Origin of the sequence: Virgibacillus sp. CM-4, from assembly GCF_000445495.1 — a bacterium.
Classification (GTDB): domain Bacteria; phylum Bacillota; class Bacilli; order Bacillales; family Amphibacillaceae; genus Virgibacillus; species Virgibacillus salexigens.
The window spans coordinates 1582381-1600127 of the sequence record NZ_AUQA01000002.1 but is presented as its reverse complement, the minus strand read 5'-3'; the positions used below and the strand labels follow the sequence as shown (position 1 = coordinate 1600127).

Below are 17747 nucleotides of genomic sequence, written 5' to 3'. Positions count from 1 at the left end.
TATTTTACTGTATAAAAAAATCTAATTCATGATAGTGTGGATGATGTCCTAAGGCATCCTCACAATTCTCGCAAATAGCCTTGATTTGTACATCACCGTTAGGTTTATAAGTAACCATCTCTTCTTTTTCCTTTGCTGTTAATTGATCTAACCCCAGCATAGATGTATCAACACGTTGCTGCTTTAGTTGCCCTATTTCCTGACCACAGTGTCTGCACATATACACAATAGACAAACTGGGAACCTCCTCGAATAACTTTAGCTAACAGTTAAAGTTTATCCGAATACCAAGTAAAATATACAAAAAGAGCTTTGTTAATGTGTGTTTCAACTTACTTCTTTTATGCTTATGAGCGGATTACTGATTATATTCATTCATCACTTCTGGAAAAGGAGCTTGCAACCAAGCTTCACATGCATCAGCAGCGCGTTTTATACTATCGCTAACGTCATCAGCTTCCCCTTTAGAAAAATCACTTAGCACATAATTTACAATGGAAATAGTTGAAGCGGTCGGTCTACCCACACCAATTCGTATTCGTTTGAATTCTTTTGTCCCTAAATGGTCAATAATTGAACGAATACCATTATGTCCACCATGTCCACCTTTCTGGCGTAAACGAATTCTTCCAGGAGACAAATCTAAATCGTCAAAAACAATTAAAACATCAGCTATATCTATATTGTAATACTCCATCAGCGGTCTGACAGCGTCCCCTGACAAATTCATGAAAGTCTGGGGCTCTATGAGCATGACCTTCTCACCATGCAGCGTAGCGATCGTATAATCTCCTTTAAATTTTGATTTATTTAAGTCCCATTGATGCCTTCTAAGTAATTCATCAATAACCATAAAGCCAACATTATGTCTTGTATGTTTATATTTTTTACCAGGGTTACCTAATCCTACAATACACTTCATAATCTTCTTCCTTTACTACAAAGTCTTCGTCACCGTTATCATACAATACAACAAACCCTCCTGTACAGGAGGGGTATATTGTAATATAGTTTAAAATATTAATTTTAATCTTCTTTTGATTCGTTCTCAGATTCAGGCTCTGCATCTACTAATTCAGGCTCTGCATTTTCGTCAGGAGCTTCTTCTACATCCTCCAACGTATCCGGCGGTACAATGGTTGCAATAGTAGTATCGGCTTCATCTAATAATTCGAAGTTTCCTGTTGTAGTTATATCTGAAATAGCAATGCTATCTCCTACCTCAAGTTCGGAAATATCTACTACAATTTCTTCTGGAATATCAGCAGGTTTAGCACGAACCTGTAACTCGTACATTGGTTGTTGTAGTACACCGCCATCTTTGGTCCCTTTTGCTTCACCTTCTAGGCGAAGTGCCACTTCAACATCCATTTCTTCTGCCATATTAACGATATAGAAATCAGCATGAATGAGCTCATCTTTCAACGGATCGATTTGATATTCATGTAACATAACATTTACTGGCTTATCATTGCCAACATTAAGTGAGATGATCGCATTTCTTCCTTCATCTCTTACTGTTTTTACTAGTTCAATGCTATCTACTGAAATCGATTTAGGATCGATTGCCTTTCCATATAAAACAGCTGGCACTCTACCGCTGTTTCTTATTTCTTTCGTTGCTGATTTTGTTTGATCCTCTCTTAAAGTTGCTGCTAATTTAACTGCCACGTTGATCACCCTCCAAATTATTTGAAAAACTTGACTTATCAAGATTTACGAATTATCAAAGTCTTACTCTTCTGTTTTTGTCTGTGTAACTCTTGTAGTAGTTATATTAAAAACATCCATAATAGAGAATACCCATATCTAACATACTCTAAACATCTAATCGAACAGGATACTTACAGATTGCAATTCATGTACACGAATAATCGCTTCTCCAATAAGTGGTGCGACGGATAATTCTGTGATTTTTTCAAGTTGCTTCTCTTCCGGTAATGGAATGGAATTAGTGACTACCAGTTCCTTAATTCTAGAATTATCAATTCGCTCAATAGCTGGACCAGATAATACAGGATGTGTACAACAAGCATACACCTCTTTAGCACCATTTTCTACTAAGGCATTAGCAGCAAGCGTAATTGTACCTGCTGTATCAATAATATCGTCTATAAGGATAGCTGTCTTTCCTTCAATATTACCTACAATGTTCATCACTTCTGCCACATTAGGCCTTGGTCTACGCTTGTCTATAATACCGATTGGAGCTTTTAATCGATCGGCCATTTTACGTGCACGTGTAACGCCTCCATGATCTGGAGACATAATGATGATGTCTTCTAGATTTTTCTTTTCAAAGTAGTCGGAAAGAATTGGTACACCTTGTAAGTGATCTATAGGAATATCAAAGAAACCTTGAATTTGCGGTGCATGTAAATCAAGCGTTATTACTCGGTCCGATCCCGATGTCTCTAATAAATTAGCAACAAGCTTTGCTGCAATTGGCTCTCTGGAACGAGCTTTACGGTCCTGTCTAGCATAACCATAGTATGGCATCACAATATTAATTGATTTGGCTGAAGCCCGTTTTAAAGCATCAATCATAATTAATAGCTCCATGATATGCTGGTTTACTGGTGAACAAGTAGATTGAACTACATAGACATCGCAGCCGCGGACGCTTTCCTCAATATTAATTTGAATTTCTCCGTCGCTAAAACGAGACACGGTACATTTTCCCAAATTTGTACCTATATGTGCTGCTATATCTTCTGCTAGTTTGGGATTAGAATTAAGTGTGAATACCTTCAAAGATGTATCCTTGTACGTAGATGCCATGAGTAAGAACCCTCCGTTAGTCTTTTTGTCTGTTTTTTATTTTAGATGCGTATCCTTCTTTATTCGTTTGCCTAGATCTTGCTACTGACAAAGAATCTTCAGGGACATCTTTTGTAATTGTTGAACCCGCTGCAACATAAGAGCCTTTTCCAACAGTTACTGGTGCAATTAGATTCGAATTACACCCAATAAATGCATCGTCTTCAATGGTAGTTAAATATTTATTCTTCCCATCATAGTTTACAGTTATTGTTCCACAGCCGATATTAACATTTCGTCCAACGTCTGCATCGCCAATATAACTTAAATGGGAAACCTTGCTCTTTTCAGCTAGTTCAGTTTTTTTGATCTCAACAAAATTGCCGATCTTAGCCTCATCACCGATAGAACTTGATGGACGAATATGTGCATATGGGCCTACCTTTACATCATTTCCTAGTTTACTGTCACTAGCAACACTTTGTTTAACAATCGTACCTTCCCCAATATAACAATTTGTTATTTCTGAGTGTGGTCCAATTGCACAATTTCCTTTTATAACCGTGTTTCCTTTTAGAATGGAACCCGGATAAATGATCGTATCTGCTTCAATCTCGACATCGGGTTCGATATACGTATGATCAGGATCTATAATAGCAACACCGTTACGTAAATGCTTTTCATTAATACGATGTTTCATTAACCTTTCGGCTTGAGCCAAAGCAACACGATCATTTACGCCCAATGTCTCGTCAAAATTCGTTGTCATAAAAGCACTAACCTTTTCTTCTTCCTTTTGAAGAATTTCAATAACATCCGGCAGGTAATACTCACCTTGCGAATTATCATTCGAAACATTTTGTAAAGCGTGAAATAAAGCTTGATTATCAAAACAGTATGTACCTGTATTTATCTCATCTACAAGAAGTTCTTCCTCATTGGCATCTTTTTGTTCTACAATTCTTTCCACTTCGTTAGTTGCTTTGTTACGAATTACTCGTCCGTAGCCAAAAGGATTTGGGGCCTTAGCAGTTAGTACTGTTGCTTTCGCTCCAGTTCGTTCATGATGCTGAAAGAGATCTTGATATGTTTCACCAGTTATAAGCGGCGTATCTCCACAAACAACAATCGTTGTACCTTCTTTATCTTTTAACAACTCTTCTGCCTGCAGTACAGCATGACCCGTGCCCAATTGTTCTTCTTGAACGACGAACTCACATTCACTCCCGATCCGCTCTTTAACCTTATCTGCTCCAAAACCTACTACGGTTACTACTTTATTTAAATGAACCGTGTTTATCTGATTTATGACATGTTCTACCATTGGTCTGCCCGCTACGGGATGGAGTACTTTGTATAGCTTTGATTTCATTCTCGTACCTTGCCCTGCTGCCAGCACAACAGCATATCGATTCGACATAAAGGAAACCTCCATCATTTCTAATTATCCATTATGAATATATCTTAAAAACCTTTCCATTTCAACAAATAAACCGTGTGAAACAAGGTCTTACATGATGTAAAAGTTTCCATTAAATGCGTATTTAAGCATTTTTATACCTATGTATTCCAATAAAATATTATATAAGTTATGTACTTTCAGACAAAAAAAGAAGGCTAACCTGATGTAGATTAGACCTCTAGTTGTATTAAAAAATGTGCGTTTTACGAAGCTCCAGCTTCTTCATACTTCACTTCAGCTTCACCAGCACGATGGTATTCTTCTAAAACAGCGTCTTGAATCTTTGCACGTGTACCGGAATTAATCGGATGTGCGATGTCTCTAAATTCACCATCTGGAGTACGCTTAGATGGCATTGCTACAAATAGTCCATTGTTCCCATCAATAACACGGATATCATGGACAACAAATTCCTGATCCAAAGTAATCGATGCAATCGCTCGCATTCTACCTTCTGTATTAACGCGGCGCAATCTTACGTCAGTTACTTCCATGATGTATCACCACCTTTTCCCATTTGAATCTATATTAACTAGTTCAACAAAACTATTAAAAGTCCTGCTAAATTATTAAAAAAAATAAAATATTTTCAAATAAGGTGATTAACAGGTAATTTTCCTCATATGGTTCCTCCTAAACGCTTCACAAAAGCAGAAACCACACTTATATAACAACAATCACATTAATTCCCGTCCATGCTATTTGTAAGAAAATTACCTGGATGGACATCTATATTTTTTTCTTTCAAATCGACATTGGAAATTTTAATTAACGATGTATAATTCTCTACTACGCGTTCCTCTTCTTCATCGTCTGCTTCAGCTAGTACACCAATTGCTTTTACTTGAGCATTAAACTCCTCTAACAAATTAATCATTCCTGTAATGGTGCCTCCTGCTTTCATAAAGTCATCGATAATACAAACATTAGATCCTTCTGTTAAGCTTCGCTTAGGCAAAACCATTGTTTGAATTTTTCTTGATGACCCAGAAACATAGTTAATACTTACAGATGAGCCTTCTGTTACTTTTGGATCTCTCCGCACGATAACAACCGGCACTCGAAGGAAAGAGGCAACCGAATAGGCTAAAGGAATTCCTTTGGTAGCAACCGTAACCACAACATCAATATCCATTTTGGAGAATGACGATGCAAATACACTTCCAATCTCTCTTACTGTCTTTGGATCACCTAGCAAATCACTCATGTAGAGATAACCACCGGGTAGAATTCGCACTGGATCTTCTAGCTTTCGGCATAGATCATTAATAAAAGCTTTATTTCTCCCATTATTGAACTCAGGAATGTATTGAACGCCGCCGCCAGCGCCAGTAGTTCGTTGTAAATAACCAATGCCCTCTTTTTGAAATACCGTGTCAATTATATCAAGATCTTCACTTACAGAAGCCTTCGTTGTCTCCAAATTGGATACAAAGTAAGGCAACTGCGTATGTTGCCGTGGATTCTCTAGAAAAAAGTTTGTTAAAGCAACCAAACGATTACTTCGTTTCATAACCACACCTCAAAACCGAATATTTCTCTTTAATATACCATTAACATATGCCTTTTATCAATTTTTAACCTAATAATCGAACATAATATACTTCTTCGCAAAATCCTCGCATCCCATTATAAATTCTCCTTGCCTTGCTTTCCTGCTCTACTAAGCCATATACAGTCGGTCCACTTCCACTCATCAGCACACCTTGAGCCCCTGATTGACGCATGGCCTCTTTAATCCGTTGTACTTCCGGATATAACTCAACGGTTATCGATTCTAGCGAATTTCCTGAATGGATGCAAAGTTTTTGAAAATCATTTTCTCGTAACGCTTGGATTATTTTATTTGTCTGCGGATGGGCAAGCTCATTTATAATTATTCGCTGGAATATTGTTTTAGAGGATACGCCGATATCAGGTTTCGCTAAAACAACCCAACACGGCGGAGGCGAAGGGAGTGGCTCAATAATCTCGCCACGTCCTTTCGCAATACCGGTCTTTCCATATATACAAAAGGGCACGTCCGTTCCGATAGTTGAACCTAACCTCGCTAACTCATCATTCGGTATGCCTAATGACCATAATCGATTCAGCCCTCTCAAGACGGCAGCTGCATCTGTGCTACCGCCCCCTAATCCTGCTGAAACGGGTATGTTCTTTTCTATATTGATATGAACCCCTGCTCGGATTCCATATATTTGCTTCAAGGCATATGCTGCCTTAAAAGCTAAGTTTCGCTCGTCACTAGGCACAAACCTGCTTTCCAACGAAATTTCAATACGATCCTGCTTTAGCTCGTATAATTTAATTCGATCTGACAGATCTATCGTTGTCATAACCATTTCTATATTATGGTAATTATCTTCTCTTTTACTTAACACATCGAGTGATAAGTTTATTTTAGCAGGGGCTTTCTCAAATAGCGCCATCACCCGTCACCTTCTTGTACATAGATAATGAAATTGTAACATATTAGAAATCACCAAGCGAATTCAAAGAAAACACATCCATTCAGCTTTCTCTAGCAGCAAAAAAGGCAAATCCTATTAGGATCTGCCTTTTTGCTGCATGTTCGCTTCGGCCATTTCAATAGCACGTTTAACCATATTTCCAGCATCCCTAGATTTTATGCCGCCCCAGCCTTCGCTTTGCACCGTGTCGTAAAATCCTAACTCTTTGGCAATTTCTTCTTTCAAATGGTCTGACATCATCCCTCTTCGTCTAGCCACGAAAGAACAACCCCCTTCATTTAAATGAGTAGTAATTCCCTTACGACATGCTTAGTATGGCTTAATAGGTTCTCGAACAATCCCGTTATATGTATACAAAAAAGGAAAAATTTTATGGTTCATCCCAAATAACTTTTGGATAGATTTTAAAGTGATTGTTAAACCTAAATGTACGTCATTAATATATCGAAGTATTATTGACGAATAATTCAGTTATTTTAATGTAAAATAAAAGCAGTAAACCTTTAGGGCTACTGCTCAATCACGGAAGCAATGGTATGTTCGTCTGAAAAACTTAGTTCCACTGTTTCTGTTAAAACGTCTGCATAGCTGTATGAAACACGTTCGAATGCATTTTCTTCTTGGTCAAGCTCAACGATAAAGACAGAAGGATATGTTTCTGCTAATACGCCTGAACGTTCAATCGTTTTCCTTCTGCCACCGTTCGCTTTAAGCTTTAACCGTTCACCAACATGACCTTCAAGACCTTGCTTTATTTCGATTAATGTTTTCGCCACTATACTCCACCTCACTGCAAATAGTATACCATAAACTTGTACAAATGTCAAATAAAACTTATCATTATAACAAGTTACCAAATTTAATGTCAACAGTTTAATTTGTCGATTAACCCTATTATTTGTATATGTTAAATTTTTATGTATATTTTTTTCAAAAAAGTGGTAGGTATAGTTCTGTAAAATGCTTGTCCTTATTTCATACGGCAACCTTACCTGCCAAGGTAAGTTGCTTAATCCATCGATTCTTGCTCCAAATAAGGCATACCAGTCCGCAACAGTCCTTTTGTCTCTACGCCCCCCATACCCTTATCTCCTGTCAGCGTGTTCCTCAATGCCTCCCAAACACTAACCCTTTCCATAAATGGTGTATAAGCTATCTTTGCTGCGATATATACCGGGTCTAATGCATGTATATTGATCCGTAGTGGCGAACTGGCAAAGTTCGCACCAGCACGTATTAATGACTCAAAGTGAGATTGACATGCTCCCGCAAATATGATGAGCTGGTCTAGGTTAGGGTTAATTTTTCTGGCTTCACGTACTGTCTCAACAAAAAATTTGGAATGTCGATATGCACGAATATCACTTTTCTGCCCTTTATTTTTAGAGAAGGCATCATGGCCGGTAATTACAATAATATCTGGCTGTATCTTCTCCACTAACTCTCCAATTTGAAGCGGCATTTCACGCTCTTGTAAATGAACACCATGCACTTGCAGTCCTATACGCTGATATAGTTCAATACACTTTCTTAAATACATCTGATCGCCATCAAGGTGAAGTACTTTCGCAGGGAGTTGAAAAAACATGGTTTCATGCTGGTATCCATCGGTTGCCTGGTACTCCCGTTTTTCTTTCATTAATTGATAATCTTGTCGAAATAATCGATAGGAGAATTCCTCTTTTTCCTGCTCTCTTTTTCTCCGTTTCTCAAGCTCCCTCTGCTGAACCATTTCCAAATCAGTTACCGGCGCATCTGCTTTGAGACGGATATCCTCGCCATATAATTCAACGTTTTCTCTTTTTACCGAGGCTACTCGAAATAATAAATCATGATTATACGATTGTCTCGTTACTAAATCACCTTTTGCAAAGCTCATACCTTCTCCTCACAGCCTTCCTACCAAGCATTCTGATATAGCCTATGAGGAGGCGGCTAAAACTGTGCGTTTATCTAAAATTCAGCCTTCGTTTTTATCTTCCTTTGGCTGGATCCGATATAAGGTATTAGCCAACAATGCAAACTCTTCCATCGTCAACGACTCTCCACGTCTATTGCCATCAATCCCCGCCTTTTCTAAGTACTGGGTAACCTGTTCTTTGGTAAACAAGCTTTGAAAATGATTGGTTAAATTATTGCGAAGGGTTTTTCTTCGTTGTGCAAAGCTAGCCTGAACCATTCGAAAGAAAAAATCCTCATTATCAACTTGGACAGGTGGTTGAATGCGCTTCACTAACTTCAGAATACTTGAATCGACATTTGGCTGTGGCATAAACGCGCGTTTAGGCACATGCATAACTACTTCTGCTTTTGTGTAGTATTGGATGGCAATACTCAGCGAACCATAGCTTTTATTATTGGGGCCAGCTGCCATGCGTTCAGCTACTTCTTTTTGTATCATGACAGTAAAACTATTCACTGCGAGATCCTCACGTAATATTTTCATAAGAATTGGCGTGGTAATGTAATACGGTAAATTAGCAACAAGATGTATCGGTTGCTCATGCTTAAAGTACGTTGTGATCATATTCGCAACATCGGCCTCTAATATATCTTGATGTAAAATAGTAACATTTGGATAGGGTTCTAATGTGTCTGCAAGAACAGGTAACAGTCGTTGGTCTATTTCAAAAGCGATAACTTGATCAGCATGAATGGCTAATTGTTCTGTTAACGCTCCAATGCCTGGACCGATTTCTATAGCTCCAGCACCTTTCTCAATACCAGCATGTTCAATAATGTTCTCCAAGATATTGCTATCGATTAAAAAATTCTGTCCTAAACTCTTTTTAAAGGAGAAATGATACTTCGATAAAATTTCTTTTGTACGTGACGGTGTTGCTATAAATTTATTCGTTGTCATGCTTATCCTCCTGCCAAATCTGCGCAATAGCTGCCTCAAATTCTTGTTTGGTTATCTGAAACATGGTGAGCCGCTTTAGTAATTGTTTGCCATTCATATGACCAATTTGAAGTATCTCTCCTAAGCGTTTTCTTTTTTGAGCTGCTTGTGCGCCGCCAATTAAGCCATAGTTAATTAAATCTTGTTTGGTAATATCGCTGGTTTGTGTTTCATTCAATTCATAAACTTCTGAGAGAGCTTGTTGAATGGACTTCATCGAGGCATGCTCGATTCCTAAACTTTTATTTATACCAGAATGCTTCGCTGTTGCTTCTTGTCGCGTCAAAAAAGCATGTTTGCAGCCAGATACTGCTTGATCAATAATATGACGAATACGTTCCCCTGGATAATCTGGGTCTGTAAAAATAATGACTCCTCGCTTATCCTTGGCATGTTGTATTTGGGTTAGAATCGTTTGATTAATTGCTGAACCATTTGTTTCAATTGTATCCGCATCAACAGCTTGGCGGACTTTTGCTGTATCATCTCTTCCTTCTACCACTATTACTTCTTTTATCCTCACATTATTTCCTCTTTCTACACTCATTCATTTTAGCCTTTTTTAATTTCCTCTAGTTCGATTAAAGCTATACACTTATTATAATACAAAAAATGCTCTTACCTCTATGGTAAGAGCATTTTTATTAATTAATGACCTTTACAGTAACGGTTTTTCGACCCCAATTGTAGGCAGCTTGTTTCGAAGGTACATGAACATCAATACGATTGCCTACAATATGACCACCGGTATCTCCAGCAATCGCTTCCCCATATCCTTCAACCCAAACTCTTGACCCTAACGGAATAACGCTTGGATCTACAGCAATCACTTTTTTATTCGGATTCGCGTTTAAATTTATACCTGTCGTAGTAAATCCACTACAACCACTACAGCTTGCAGTATAGGCACTCGCAGACATTGTATAGGTTTTTCCGCCTTGCGAACGATCATTTGCGTTTTGTGCGTTATTACTCTCTGAACTTGCTTCGGATTGCTTGGGCTTTTTAGTTGATAACGTAACCAAATTATTATCTTCTTTCTGTTTCGTACCGATAGCTACTACTCGATCTTCACTTTCTTCGATGACGTTCTCATCTACTAGTTCTTTACTTACTTCTTTTCCATTTTCTTTAACAATTTCATAAACTTTCTCTACTTTGCCTTCTTTCCCTTCAGAGAGGACCCTTTTCTCTCCCTTTGGAAGACTGCTATCATTCTTTTCTTCCGTCGAAAAGGCTATTGTTTCAGTAACTTCATCTTTTTCTGTTTCAACACGTACAATCGAGACGGTTGTATCTTTCGTAACTTTTTCACCCAGAGCCGGTTTAATTTTATCCGCTCCATCCTGATCAAACTTCACCTGAGATTCTTCTAACAAATCGGCTACAGTGCCGCCTGTTGTCCATACTGTTTTCTCTTTTCCGCCATTATTGATGGTAACTTGGTAGGCTTGCTTAACTTTAATATGTAATCCATCTTCTATTGCATCTTCTGGCTTAAAAGAAACATCATCTCGTTGCTTAAAAGAAAGGTTATTTTCTTCTAAGAATTCATTTATTGTATCTACCGTTGTATAGTAATTCTTCTGTTCATCGTCAATTGTAACAGTCACTTGTTTTGCTTGTTTGTACGAGATTTCCATTCCATTTTCAACGGAATCTGCTTTGTTATGAGATAAGTAATCATGTTCTCCAACAGTAATTCCAACTTCAGCTAGTAATTCTTCTACGGTGTTTTTATGCGTCTTTACAGTTTGTTTCTTGCCGTCTTCAGCAATAACCACTTCTGCTTTAGTAGCATCAAATAAGACGAGTCCGGAAAACACAACAAGTGCCAAAACACCAATGCTCGAAATAACCAGCTTCATTGTCGACGCCGGCATTAGCTTTGAAATCATTCGCATGCTTCTGCCTCCCTCTTAATGCATTTTGATTATATTAACACTTATATGCAAAGTCAAAGTAATTCCGTTTACGTTTAAGTTACAATTAGATTACATAGAAAAAAGAGAGCCCTTTTTTATTAGTAAAAATACCTCATAACCATTGATACATAAGGGGTTTATTAGAATCGATTATTTCATAAAAAAAGAAGCTTAACATTTACGTTAACCTTCTTTTTATACCGTATTTTTCCTATTTTTTTACAAATTATTTTTCTTTTTTTACAACCGTCATAAGTTTAAACCAAAGAGAGAAATAGCGTTTTTTGTCGTGTTTTCACAAATTTCGTCCAAGGTTGTTTCTCGAAGTTCTGCTATTTTTTCTGCTACTAATTTAACATAAGCTGGTTCATTTCTCTTTCCTCTATTGGGGTGAGGAGCTAGGAAAGGTGCATCAGTTTCAATTAACAACCGATCCATAGGAACCTGCACCGCTACTTCCTTTGGTAAAGTAGCATTTTTAAAGGTTACTGGTCCTCCTAAAGATATATAAAAATTCATATCTAAACATGTTTGTACATAATCTGCTGAATCGTTGTAACAATGCATGATTCCACCAATCACTTCCGCATTTTCTTGTTTGAGAATATCAATAATATCCTCGGTAGCTTCACGATTATGGATAATAATTGGCATATTTACTTTTTTAGCCAATCGAATTTGCTTTCGAAATACTTCTTTTTGTACATCCTTCGGTGATTTATCCCAATGATAATCCAAGCCCATTTCACCGATCGCCACAACTTTTGGATGGGAAGACAACTCTTCAATCCAAGCAAGCTCTTCACCTGTCATATCAATGGCATCAACCGGATGCCAACCAACTGCTGCATATATTGTTTCATATTGTTCAGCAATTTCAATTGCTAAGGGAATGGTTTCACGATCAAAGCCAACAACCACCATATATTTAACTCCAGCATCAAAAGCGCGCTGAATCGTTTCTTCTCGATCTTCAAAAAAATCTCTTGCGTTTAAATGAACATGGGTATCAAACAACAACTTCTTCACTCCTCAGTTATAAACATAAGCTCTTCTTATTGTTGAAAAGACCAAACTCGTTGAGATTGGTCTTTTCTGCTTCATTATTTTACAACGGAACCGTTTGGTAAGTTTTCTTCTACAGAAGCAAGTACAAGCTTCCCATTTTCATCTTCACCACATAGAATCATACCTTCTGATTTTTCACCACGCAATTTAGCTGGCTTCAAATTAGTGACACAAATTACTTTTTTTCCTACTAAATCATCTGGTTGATAATATTGTGCGATTCCTGAGACTACTTGCCGCTTTTCAGCACCTAAATCCAATTGCAATTTTAATAATTTATCCGCCTTTTTTACTGGTTCTGCTTTAACTACCTCAGCTACTCGCATATCTACTTTCATAAAATCATCAAAAACAATTTCATCTTTATTTGTTACTTCTTGATTGCTTGTCTTTGGCTCTTGAGCCGGTTTTTGCATCATTGCCTTGATGGTTTGTACTTCTTTCTCTACATCGAGTCGTGGAAAGATTGGACTTCCTTTTTGAACAATTGTACCAGTTTTAATCTGTCCTTCCTGATAAAGGCTATCCCACTCTTTTAATGTTTCATCTGTTATATGAAGCTGCCTGAAAATTTCTGCCGGTGCTTCTGTTAAGAATGGTTGAAGCATGACCGCTGCTTTACGTAGATACTCCGCAAGATGGGCCATTACATTTCCTAATCGATCCTTATTTGCTTCATCCTTAGCTAATACCCAAGGTTCTGTCTCATCAATATATTTATTGGTGCGGCTAATCAGATGCCATAACGAAGATAAGGCGACAGAGAACTGCATATTTTCCATCGCTTCCTCTACTTTGCGAATGGATTCATTGCCAAACGCTTCAAGTGACGCTTCAAATTCTGTTTCCTTGGCAGTATATGCTGGAATTTCCCCATTAAAATATTTATTGATCATCGCAATCGTACGATTCAATAAATTTCCTAAATCATTTGCTAGGTCATAATTCGTTCGCTCTACAAATCCTTCGGGAGTGAACACACCATCTGACCCAAATGGTACTTCGCGTAGCAGGTAGTAGCGAAGTGCATCTAATCCATATCTATCCGTAAGCTTAACGGGATCGACTACATTTCCTTTTGATTTTGACATCTTGCCATCTTTCATTAATATCCATCCGTGCGCAAAGACTTTTTTTGGCAATGGAAGATCTAAAGCCATTAACATAATTGGCCAATAAATGGTATGGAAACGAACGATCTCTTTACTCATTAAATGGACATCGGCCGGCCAAAATTTTTGATATTTGCTGTCATCATCCGTCCCGTAGCCTAAAGCTGTAATATAGTTTGTCAATGCGTCAATCCATACATAGATAACATGCTTGGGGTCCCCAGGTACTTTAATTCCCCAATCAAATGTCGTTCTAGAAACAGCTAAATCCTCTAGGCCTGGCTTAATAAAATTATTCAGCATTTCATTCTTACGGCTTTCCGGCTGAATAAATTCAGGGTTATCTTCATAAAATTGCACCAATCGATCTACATATTTACTCATTTTAAAGAAGTAAGATTCTTCTTTCACCTTCTCTACTGGTCCGCCACAGTCTGGACAATGTCCATCCTCTAGTTGTCTTTCCGTAAAAAAGGATTCGCAGGATGTACAATACCATCCTTCATATTCATCCAGATAAATATCGCCTTGCTTAACCAATTGATCAAATATGTTAGCTACAATTTTTTTATGTCGTTCTTCCGTTGTTCGAATAAAATCATCATTTGATATTTTTAACTTTGACCATAAATCCTTTATACCGCTTACGATTTCATCTACATATGTTTGTGGAGAAACACCTTTTTCCGTAGCTTTTTTTTGTATCTTCTGCCCGTGCTCATCCGTTCCGGTTAAATACATAACATCATATCCACGCATCCGCTTATACCTAGCAATCGCATCACCAGCCACTGTCGAATACGCATGACCAATGTGTAAATTTCCACTTGGATAGTAAATCGGTGTTGTTATATAAAATGTTTTTTTATTATCTGCCATTTATCTTACCTCCTATTTCCACCTGCATCCATAAACTATTACTATTGTAGCTTTTATCCTGCAATTTGCCAAATAGAGTGCAATATCATCTAATTTGGACAATTATTAGAAAAACAAAATCGAATTATGTCGAAAAATATTATTTGTTTATTTCCTATTTTTTCCTATACCTCTTCAGTATTGCCATAATCACAGTGGATAAACCTTGTCATATCAAGGTTTATAAGTTGTTTATAAATAATTAAATTTTCAGGTAAATATTTATTGACAGAAAAAAGAAACACTGGTATTCTATTGCTTAGAGCGATGTCGAAATATGACGATTTTTTTAATACAACAAATTTTAGGAAGAACGAAGGCCTCACTGACAAGTAAAATGCCGCGTTTTTCTAACCTTAGGGGGAAAGAAATTGAAATCTACCGGAATTGTACGTAAAGTTGATGAGCTTGGACGTGTCGTTATTCCAATGGAGCTTCGTCGTACACTGGAAATTCAGGAGAAAGATGCGATGGAAATCTATGTAGAAAATGACAAAATCATTCTTAAGAAGTATAAGCCCAACATGACTTGTCATCTTACTGGCGAGGTCTCAGATGAGAACCTTTCTTTAGCGAACGGCAAACTTGTCCTTAGTCCTGAAGGCGCACAAGAACTGGTTAAAGAGATAGAATCACGACTTAACAAATAAGTATAATAAAGGTATAGTGTGATGGTACATTACACTACATAAAATGAATTATACTTATCGCTATACATGTAATAAAGGTCTGACGTTCATCACTACGTCAGACCTTTTTTATCTATAACAAATTTTATTCTTGAATGTGGTAGGCTTGGTAAACGTCTCGCTTCGGCAATTGTCTTTCCTTAGCGACTAGTTTAATGGCCTCTTTACTTGAATTAGTTTGACTTTCTAAATAATGGTTTACATGCTCAATGATAGATAGATTACTCCACCATAATCGATCCATATCCTGATCTTCTTCCGCTCCATCCAAAACAATACAGAATTCGCCCTTCATTTCTTTTTCACTAATATGTGAGATTACTTCAGCTAATGTTCCGCGAATAAATTCTTCAAATCGTTTGGTTAATTCTCTAGCAAGGACAACCTGGCGATCGCCAAGCTGCCCATGTAGAGCCTTTAAAGTATCCTTTAAACGATATGGGGACTCATAAAATAATAATGTCGCACGCAGGGGTTTCAGCCGCTCGATCTCCGTTTCTTTTTCTTTCTTTTTTCTTGGCAAAAACCCATAGAAATAAAATTCACTTGTTGGAAGCCCGGATCCAACTAATGCACATAATGCAGCATTAGCCCCTGGCAAGACCACGACGGGTATTCTCTTCCCAATTGCTGCTTGTACAAGGTCATGTCCTGGGTCAGAAATCGCTGGCATCCCTGCATCACTTACAAGAGCAATCGATTCTCCATTTTCTACTTTTGTTAATAATTGATCTTCACGAGCCAACTTATTATGTTCGTGATAACTAATGAGCGGTGTGTTCAAATCAAAATGCCTTAGTAGATTTTTTGTATTCCGCGTATCCTCAGCTGCTATCACAGATACGGATTGGAGAGTTTTTAGCGCTCGATAAGTAATATCTTCTAAGTTCCCTATTGGTGTAGGAACAATATATATTGTTGCCGTTACTTGATCATAACTTTTTTGAATCTGCATGGCTCATCACTTCTTTCAACTTGTCACGAATCATTCGAAATTTCTCTTTTCGTGTCAATTGTTTAATTTCGTATTCCTTTCTCATTGCTTCCGTTTTACTGGCGAACCGTTCAACATAAACAATTTGAAAAGGGCCCCTACCTCTGGTGTATTTTGCACCTTTTCCCTCTTCATGCATCCTGACTCGATGCTCCAAATTATTGGTATATCCAGTATATAATGACCCATCATTGCATTTTAATATATATACCACGTGGTTATTTTCTGTCATATATAATATCCTCAGCTTCTTCTGTATATGATCCATTGGCTTGATAAATATAGAGTGGAGGTAAGATTTTTAAATCTGCCTTCCCATCCCTTGTTCCTTCAATTAATAACATATTTGCTTCTTTTCCCTGCTTTGGATAAACAAATTGCAATCGTTTTGGCTCCAACTTATATTTCCGAAACAAACGGATGATATCGACTAACCTACCAGGACGATGTACCATGGCCACTTTGCCTCCTGGTCGCACATAGCGTTTACAGGCTTTGATAACATCCTCTAATGTACAATATACTTCATGCCTGGCTATCGTTAAATATTCATTATGGTTATGCTCTGTTTTAGATGGTGTTGGAAAATAAGGAGGATTGCAAGTAACTACATCAAAATGACTTTGGAGCAAACGCGTTTGTAAATGGTTTAAATCACCGTGAATCAGCTCAATTTGACTCGTTAACTGATTCATTGCAACATTTCTCGTTGCCATTTGATAAATTCGATCCTGGATTTCAACTCCAGTAATAGAACCCTTTGTTTTTCTCGATAGTAGTAAAGGAATAACACCATTGCCCGTACATAAGTCAAGTATTTTTCCTTTTTTAAATGGAACATAAGCAAAATGAGCCAACAACACGGCATCAAGAGAAAAAGAAAAAGCCGAAGGACTCTGTATAATTTTCATGCTGTTATCTGCTAGTAAATAATCTATTCGTTCATCATCATATAACTCAACCTCAACCATTTAGTATTTCCTTTCTGAATGAACATGAAGCTTATGATTCAGGAGCTGCTTTACTTTCATAGCATTAACTGTAACAAAGGCTGCCCCGAAATCGAGACAGCCATACATCATGTATCTTACTTCGTTTTATTTAGGAAGTCTAAGCAAAAAATGCAATCTTCATTTCTTCTTGGACTGCCGAATTCCAAATTACAAATATGAAAGCCTTCCTCGTATAAACGAGCCAAATTATCATACCCTTCACCAGGAAAACCTTTGTTCACTTCTGCATGATTATCATTGTCTGCGTTGTCCTCTTTTGTATGTTTTAAGTGACTACGTAAATTATGATTCTCCATGGCTAGTCGATGATTCTCTTCTAAAAGGTCGCTCAGTTTACCTTTCAAATCACCTAACTGTTCGTATAATTCGCCAATTTGCTTTTCCATATCTGAAACTTGATCAAAAATTTTCCTGTTCTTCACGCTACTCACCC

21 protein-coding genes are annotated in these 17747 nt (G+C 37.5%); 1 reads left to right on the top strand and 20 read right to left on the bottom strand.

Going from position 1 to position 17747, the window contains the following annotated elements; all coding sequences use genetic code 11:
* Positions 1-4: 4 nt before the first annotated feature.
* The 16 genes from M948_RS31040 to metG all read right to left on the bottom strand — a co-directional run bounded on the left by M948_RS31040 (position 5) and on the right by metG (position 14579).
* Entirely contained in the window at positions 5-226 is a 222-nt protein-coding gene (locus M948_RS31040) for an anti-sigma-F factor Fin family protein (protein ID WP_306465020.1), read from the bottom strand.
* A gap of 132 nt (positions 227-358) precedes the next feature.
* Entirely contained in the window at positions 359-922 is a 564-nt protein-coding gene (pth, locus tag M948_RS31035) for an aminoacyl-tRNA hydrolase (protein WP_021290357.1), read from the bottom strand.
* Between the two features lie 104 nt (positions 923-1026).
* A complete protein-coding gene (locus tag M948_RS31030; RefSeq protein WP_021290356.1) occupies positions 1027-1671 on the bottom strand; it encodes a 50S ribosomal protein L25/general stress protein Ctc in 645 nt (214 codons plus the stop codon).
* Positions 1672-1827: 156 nt separating this feature from the next.
* Positions 1828-2781, bottom strand: coding sequence for a ribose-phosphate diphosphokinase (locus M948_RS31025; RefSeq protein WP_021290355.1), 954 nt, complete (start codon positions 2779-2781; stop codon positions 1828-1830).
* Positions 2782-2797: 16 nt separating this feature from the next.
* Complete coding sequence (gene glmU, locus M948_RS31020; protein ID WP_021290354.1) at positions 2798-4180, bottom strand: bifunctional UDP-N-acetylglucosamine diphosphorylase/glucosamine-1-phosphate N-acetyltransferase GlmU; 1383 nt, start codon at positions 4178-4180, stop codon at positions 2798-2800.
* A gap of 245 nt (positions 4181-4425) precedes the next feature.
* On the bottom strand, positions 4426-4716 hold the full coding sequence (gene spoVG / locus M948_RS31015) for a septation regulator SpoVG (protein WP_021290353.1): 291 nt from the start codon (positions 4714-4716) through the stop codon (positions 4426-4428).
* A 188-nt stretch (positions 4717-4904) separates the two neighbouring features.
* Positions 4905-5735 carry a pur operon repressor gene (purR, locus tag M948_RS31010; protein ID WP_021290352.1) on the bottom strand — a complete coding sequence of 277 codons (831 nt, stop codon included), beginning with the start codon at positions 5733-5735 and terminating at the stop codon, positions 4905-4907.
* Between the two features lie 64 nt (positions 5736-5799).
* Positions 5800-6651 (bottom strand): 4-(cytidine 5'-diphospho)-2-C-methyl-D-erythritol kinase, encoded by an 852-nt coding sequence (ispE, locus tag M948_RS31005; RefSeq protein ID WP_021290351.1) that lies wholly within the window; start codon positions 6649-6651, stop codon positions 5800-5802.
* Between the two features lie 117 nt (positions 6652-6768).
* Positions 6769-6951 carry a small, acid-soluble spore protein, alpha/beta type gene (locus M948_RS31000; RefSeq protein ID WP_021290350.1) on the bottom strand — a complete coding sequence of 61 codons (183 nt, stop codon included), beginning with the start codon at positions 6949-6951 and terminating at the stop codon, positions 6769-6771.
* 251 nt (positions 6952-7202) lie between these two features.
* On the bottom strand, positions 7203-7469 hold the full coding sequence (gene veg / locus M948_RS30995; RefSeq protein WP_021290349.1) for a biofilm formation stimulator Veg: 267 nt from the start codon (positions 7467-7469) through the stop codon (positions 7203-7205).
* Between the two features lie 233 nt (positions 7470-7702).
* On the bottom strand, positions 7703-8572 hold the full coding sequence (yabG, locus tag M948_RS30990) for a sporulation peptidase YabG (protein WP_021290348.1): 870 nt from the start codon (positions 8570-8572) through the stop codon (positions 7703-7705).
* Between the two features lie 81 nt (positions 8573-8653).
* Entirely contained in the window at positions 8654-9556 is a 903-nt protein-coding gene (gene rsmA / locus M948_RS30985; RefSeq protein ID WP_021290347.1) for a 16S rRNA (adenine(1518)-N(6)/adenine(1519)-N(6))-dimethyltransferase RsmA, read from the bottom strand.
* Entirely contained in the window at positions 9543-10118 is a 576-nt protein-coding gene (rnmV, locus tag M948_RS30980; RefSeq protein ID WP_021290346.1) for a ribonuclease M5, read from the bottom strand. Before rnmV ends, rsmA begins: the two co-directional genes overlap by 14 nt.
* 121 nt (positions 10119-10239) lie before the next feature.
* Positions 10240-11499: a G5 and 3D domain-containing protein gene (locus M948_RS30975; protein WP_021290345.1), complete on the bottom strand. Its 1260-nt coding sequence runs from the start codon at positions 11497-11499 to the stop codon at positions 10240-10242.
* A 270-nt stretch (positions 11500-11769) separates the two neighbouring features.
* Positions 11770-12540: a TatD family hydrolase gene (locus M948_RS30970; protein ID WP_021290344.1), complete on the bottom strand. Its 771-nt coding sequence runs from the start codon at positions 12538-12540 to the stop codon at positions 11770-11772.
* 83 nt (positions 12541-12623) lie between these two features.
* A complete protein-coding gene (gene metG / locus M948_RS30965; RefSeq protein ID WP_021290343.1) occupies positions 12624-14579 on the bottom strand; it encodes a methionine--tRNA ligase in 1956 nt (651 codons plus the stop codon).
* Between the two features lie 410 nt (positions 14580-14989).
* On the opposite strand from metG, the gene M948_RS30960 reads away from it, so the two are divergent.
* The gene (locus M948_RS30960) at positions 14990-15268 is read left to right on the top strand and encodes an AbrB/MazE/SpoVT family DNA-binding domain-containing protein (protein WP_021290342.1); all 279 of its coding nucleotides are present in this window, start codon (positions 14990-14992) and stop codon (positions 15266-15268) included.
* Between the two features lie 124 nt (positions 15269-15392).
* Here M948_RS30960 and rsmI read toward each other — a convergent pair whose 3' ends face one another.
* The 4 genes from rsmI to yabA all read right to left on the bottom strand — a co-directional run bounded on the left by rsmI (position 15393) and on the right by yabA (position 17736).
* A complete protein-coding gene (gene rsmI / locus M948_RS30955) occupies positions 15393-16262 on the bottom strand; it encodes a 16S rRNA (cytidine(1402)-2'-O)-methyltransferase (RefSeq protein ID WP_021290341.1) in 870 nt (289 codons plus the stop codon).
* Complete coding sequence (locus M948_RS30950) at positions 16240-16533, bottom strand: GIY-YIG nuclease family protein (RefSeq protein ID WP_021290340.1); 294 nt, start codon at positions 16531-16533, stop codon at positions 16240-16242. Before M948_RS30950 ends, rsmI begins: the two co-directional genes overlap by 23 nt.
* The gene (locus tag M948_RS30945; protein ID WP_021290339.1) at positions 16520-17272 is read right to left on the bottom strand and encodes a tRNA1(Val) (adenine(37)-N6)-methyltransferase; all 753 of its coding nucleotides are present in this window, start codon (positions 17270-17272) and stop codon (positions 16520-16522) included. The genes M948_RS30950 and M948_RS30945 overlap by 14 nt, the downstream gene beginning before the upstream one ends.
* A gap of 116 nt (positions 17273-17388) precedes the next feature.
* Positions 17389-17736 (bottom strand): DNA replication initiation control protein YabA, encoded by a 348-nt coding sequence (yabA, locus tag M948_RS30940; RefSeq protein WP_021290338.1) that lies wholly within the window; start codon positions 17734-17736, stop codon positions 17389-17391.
* Positions 17737-17747: the final 11 nt, after the last annotated feature.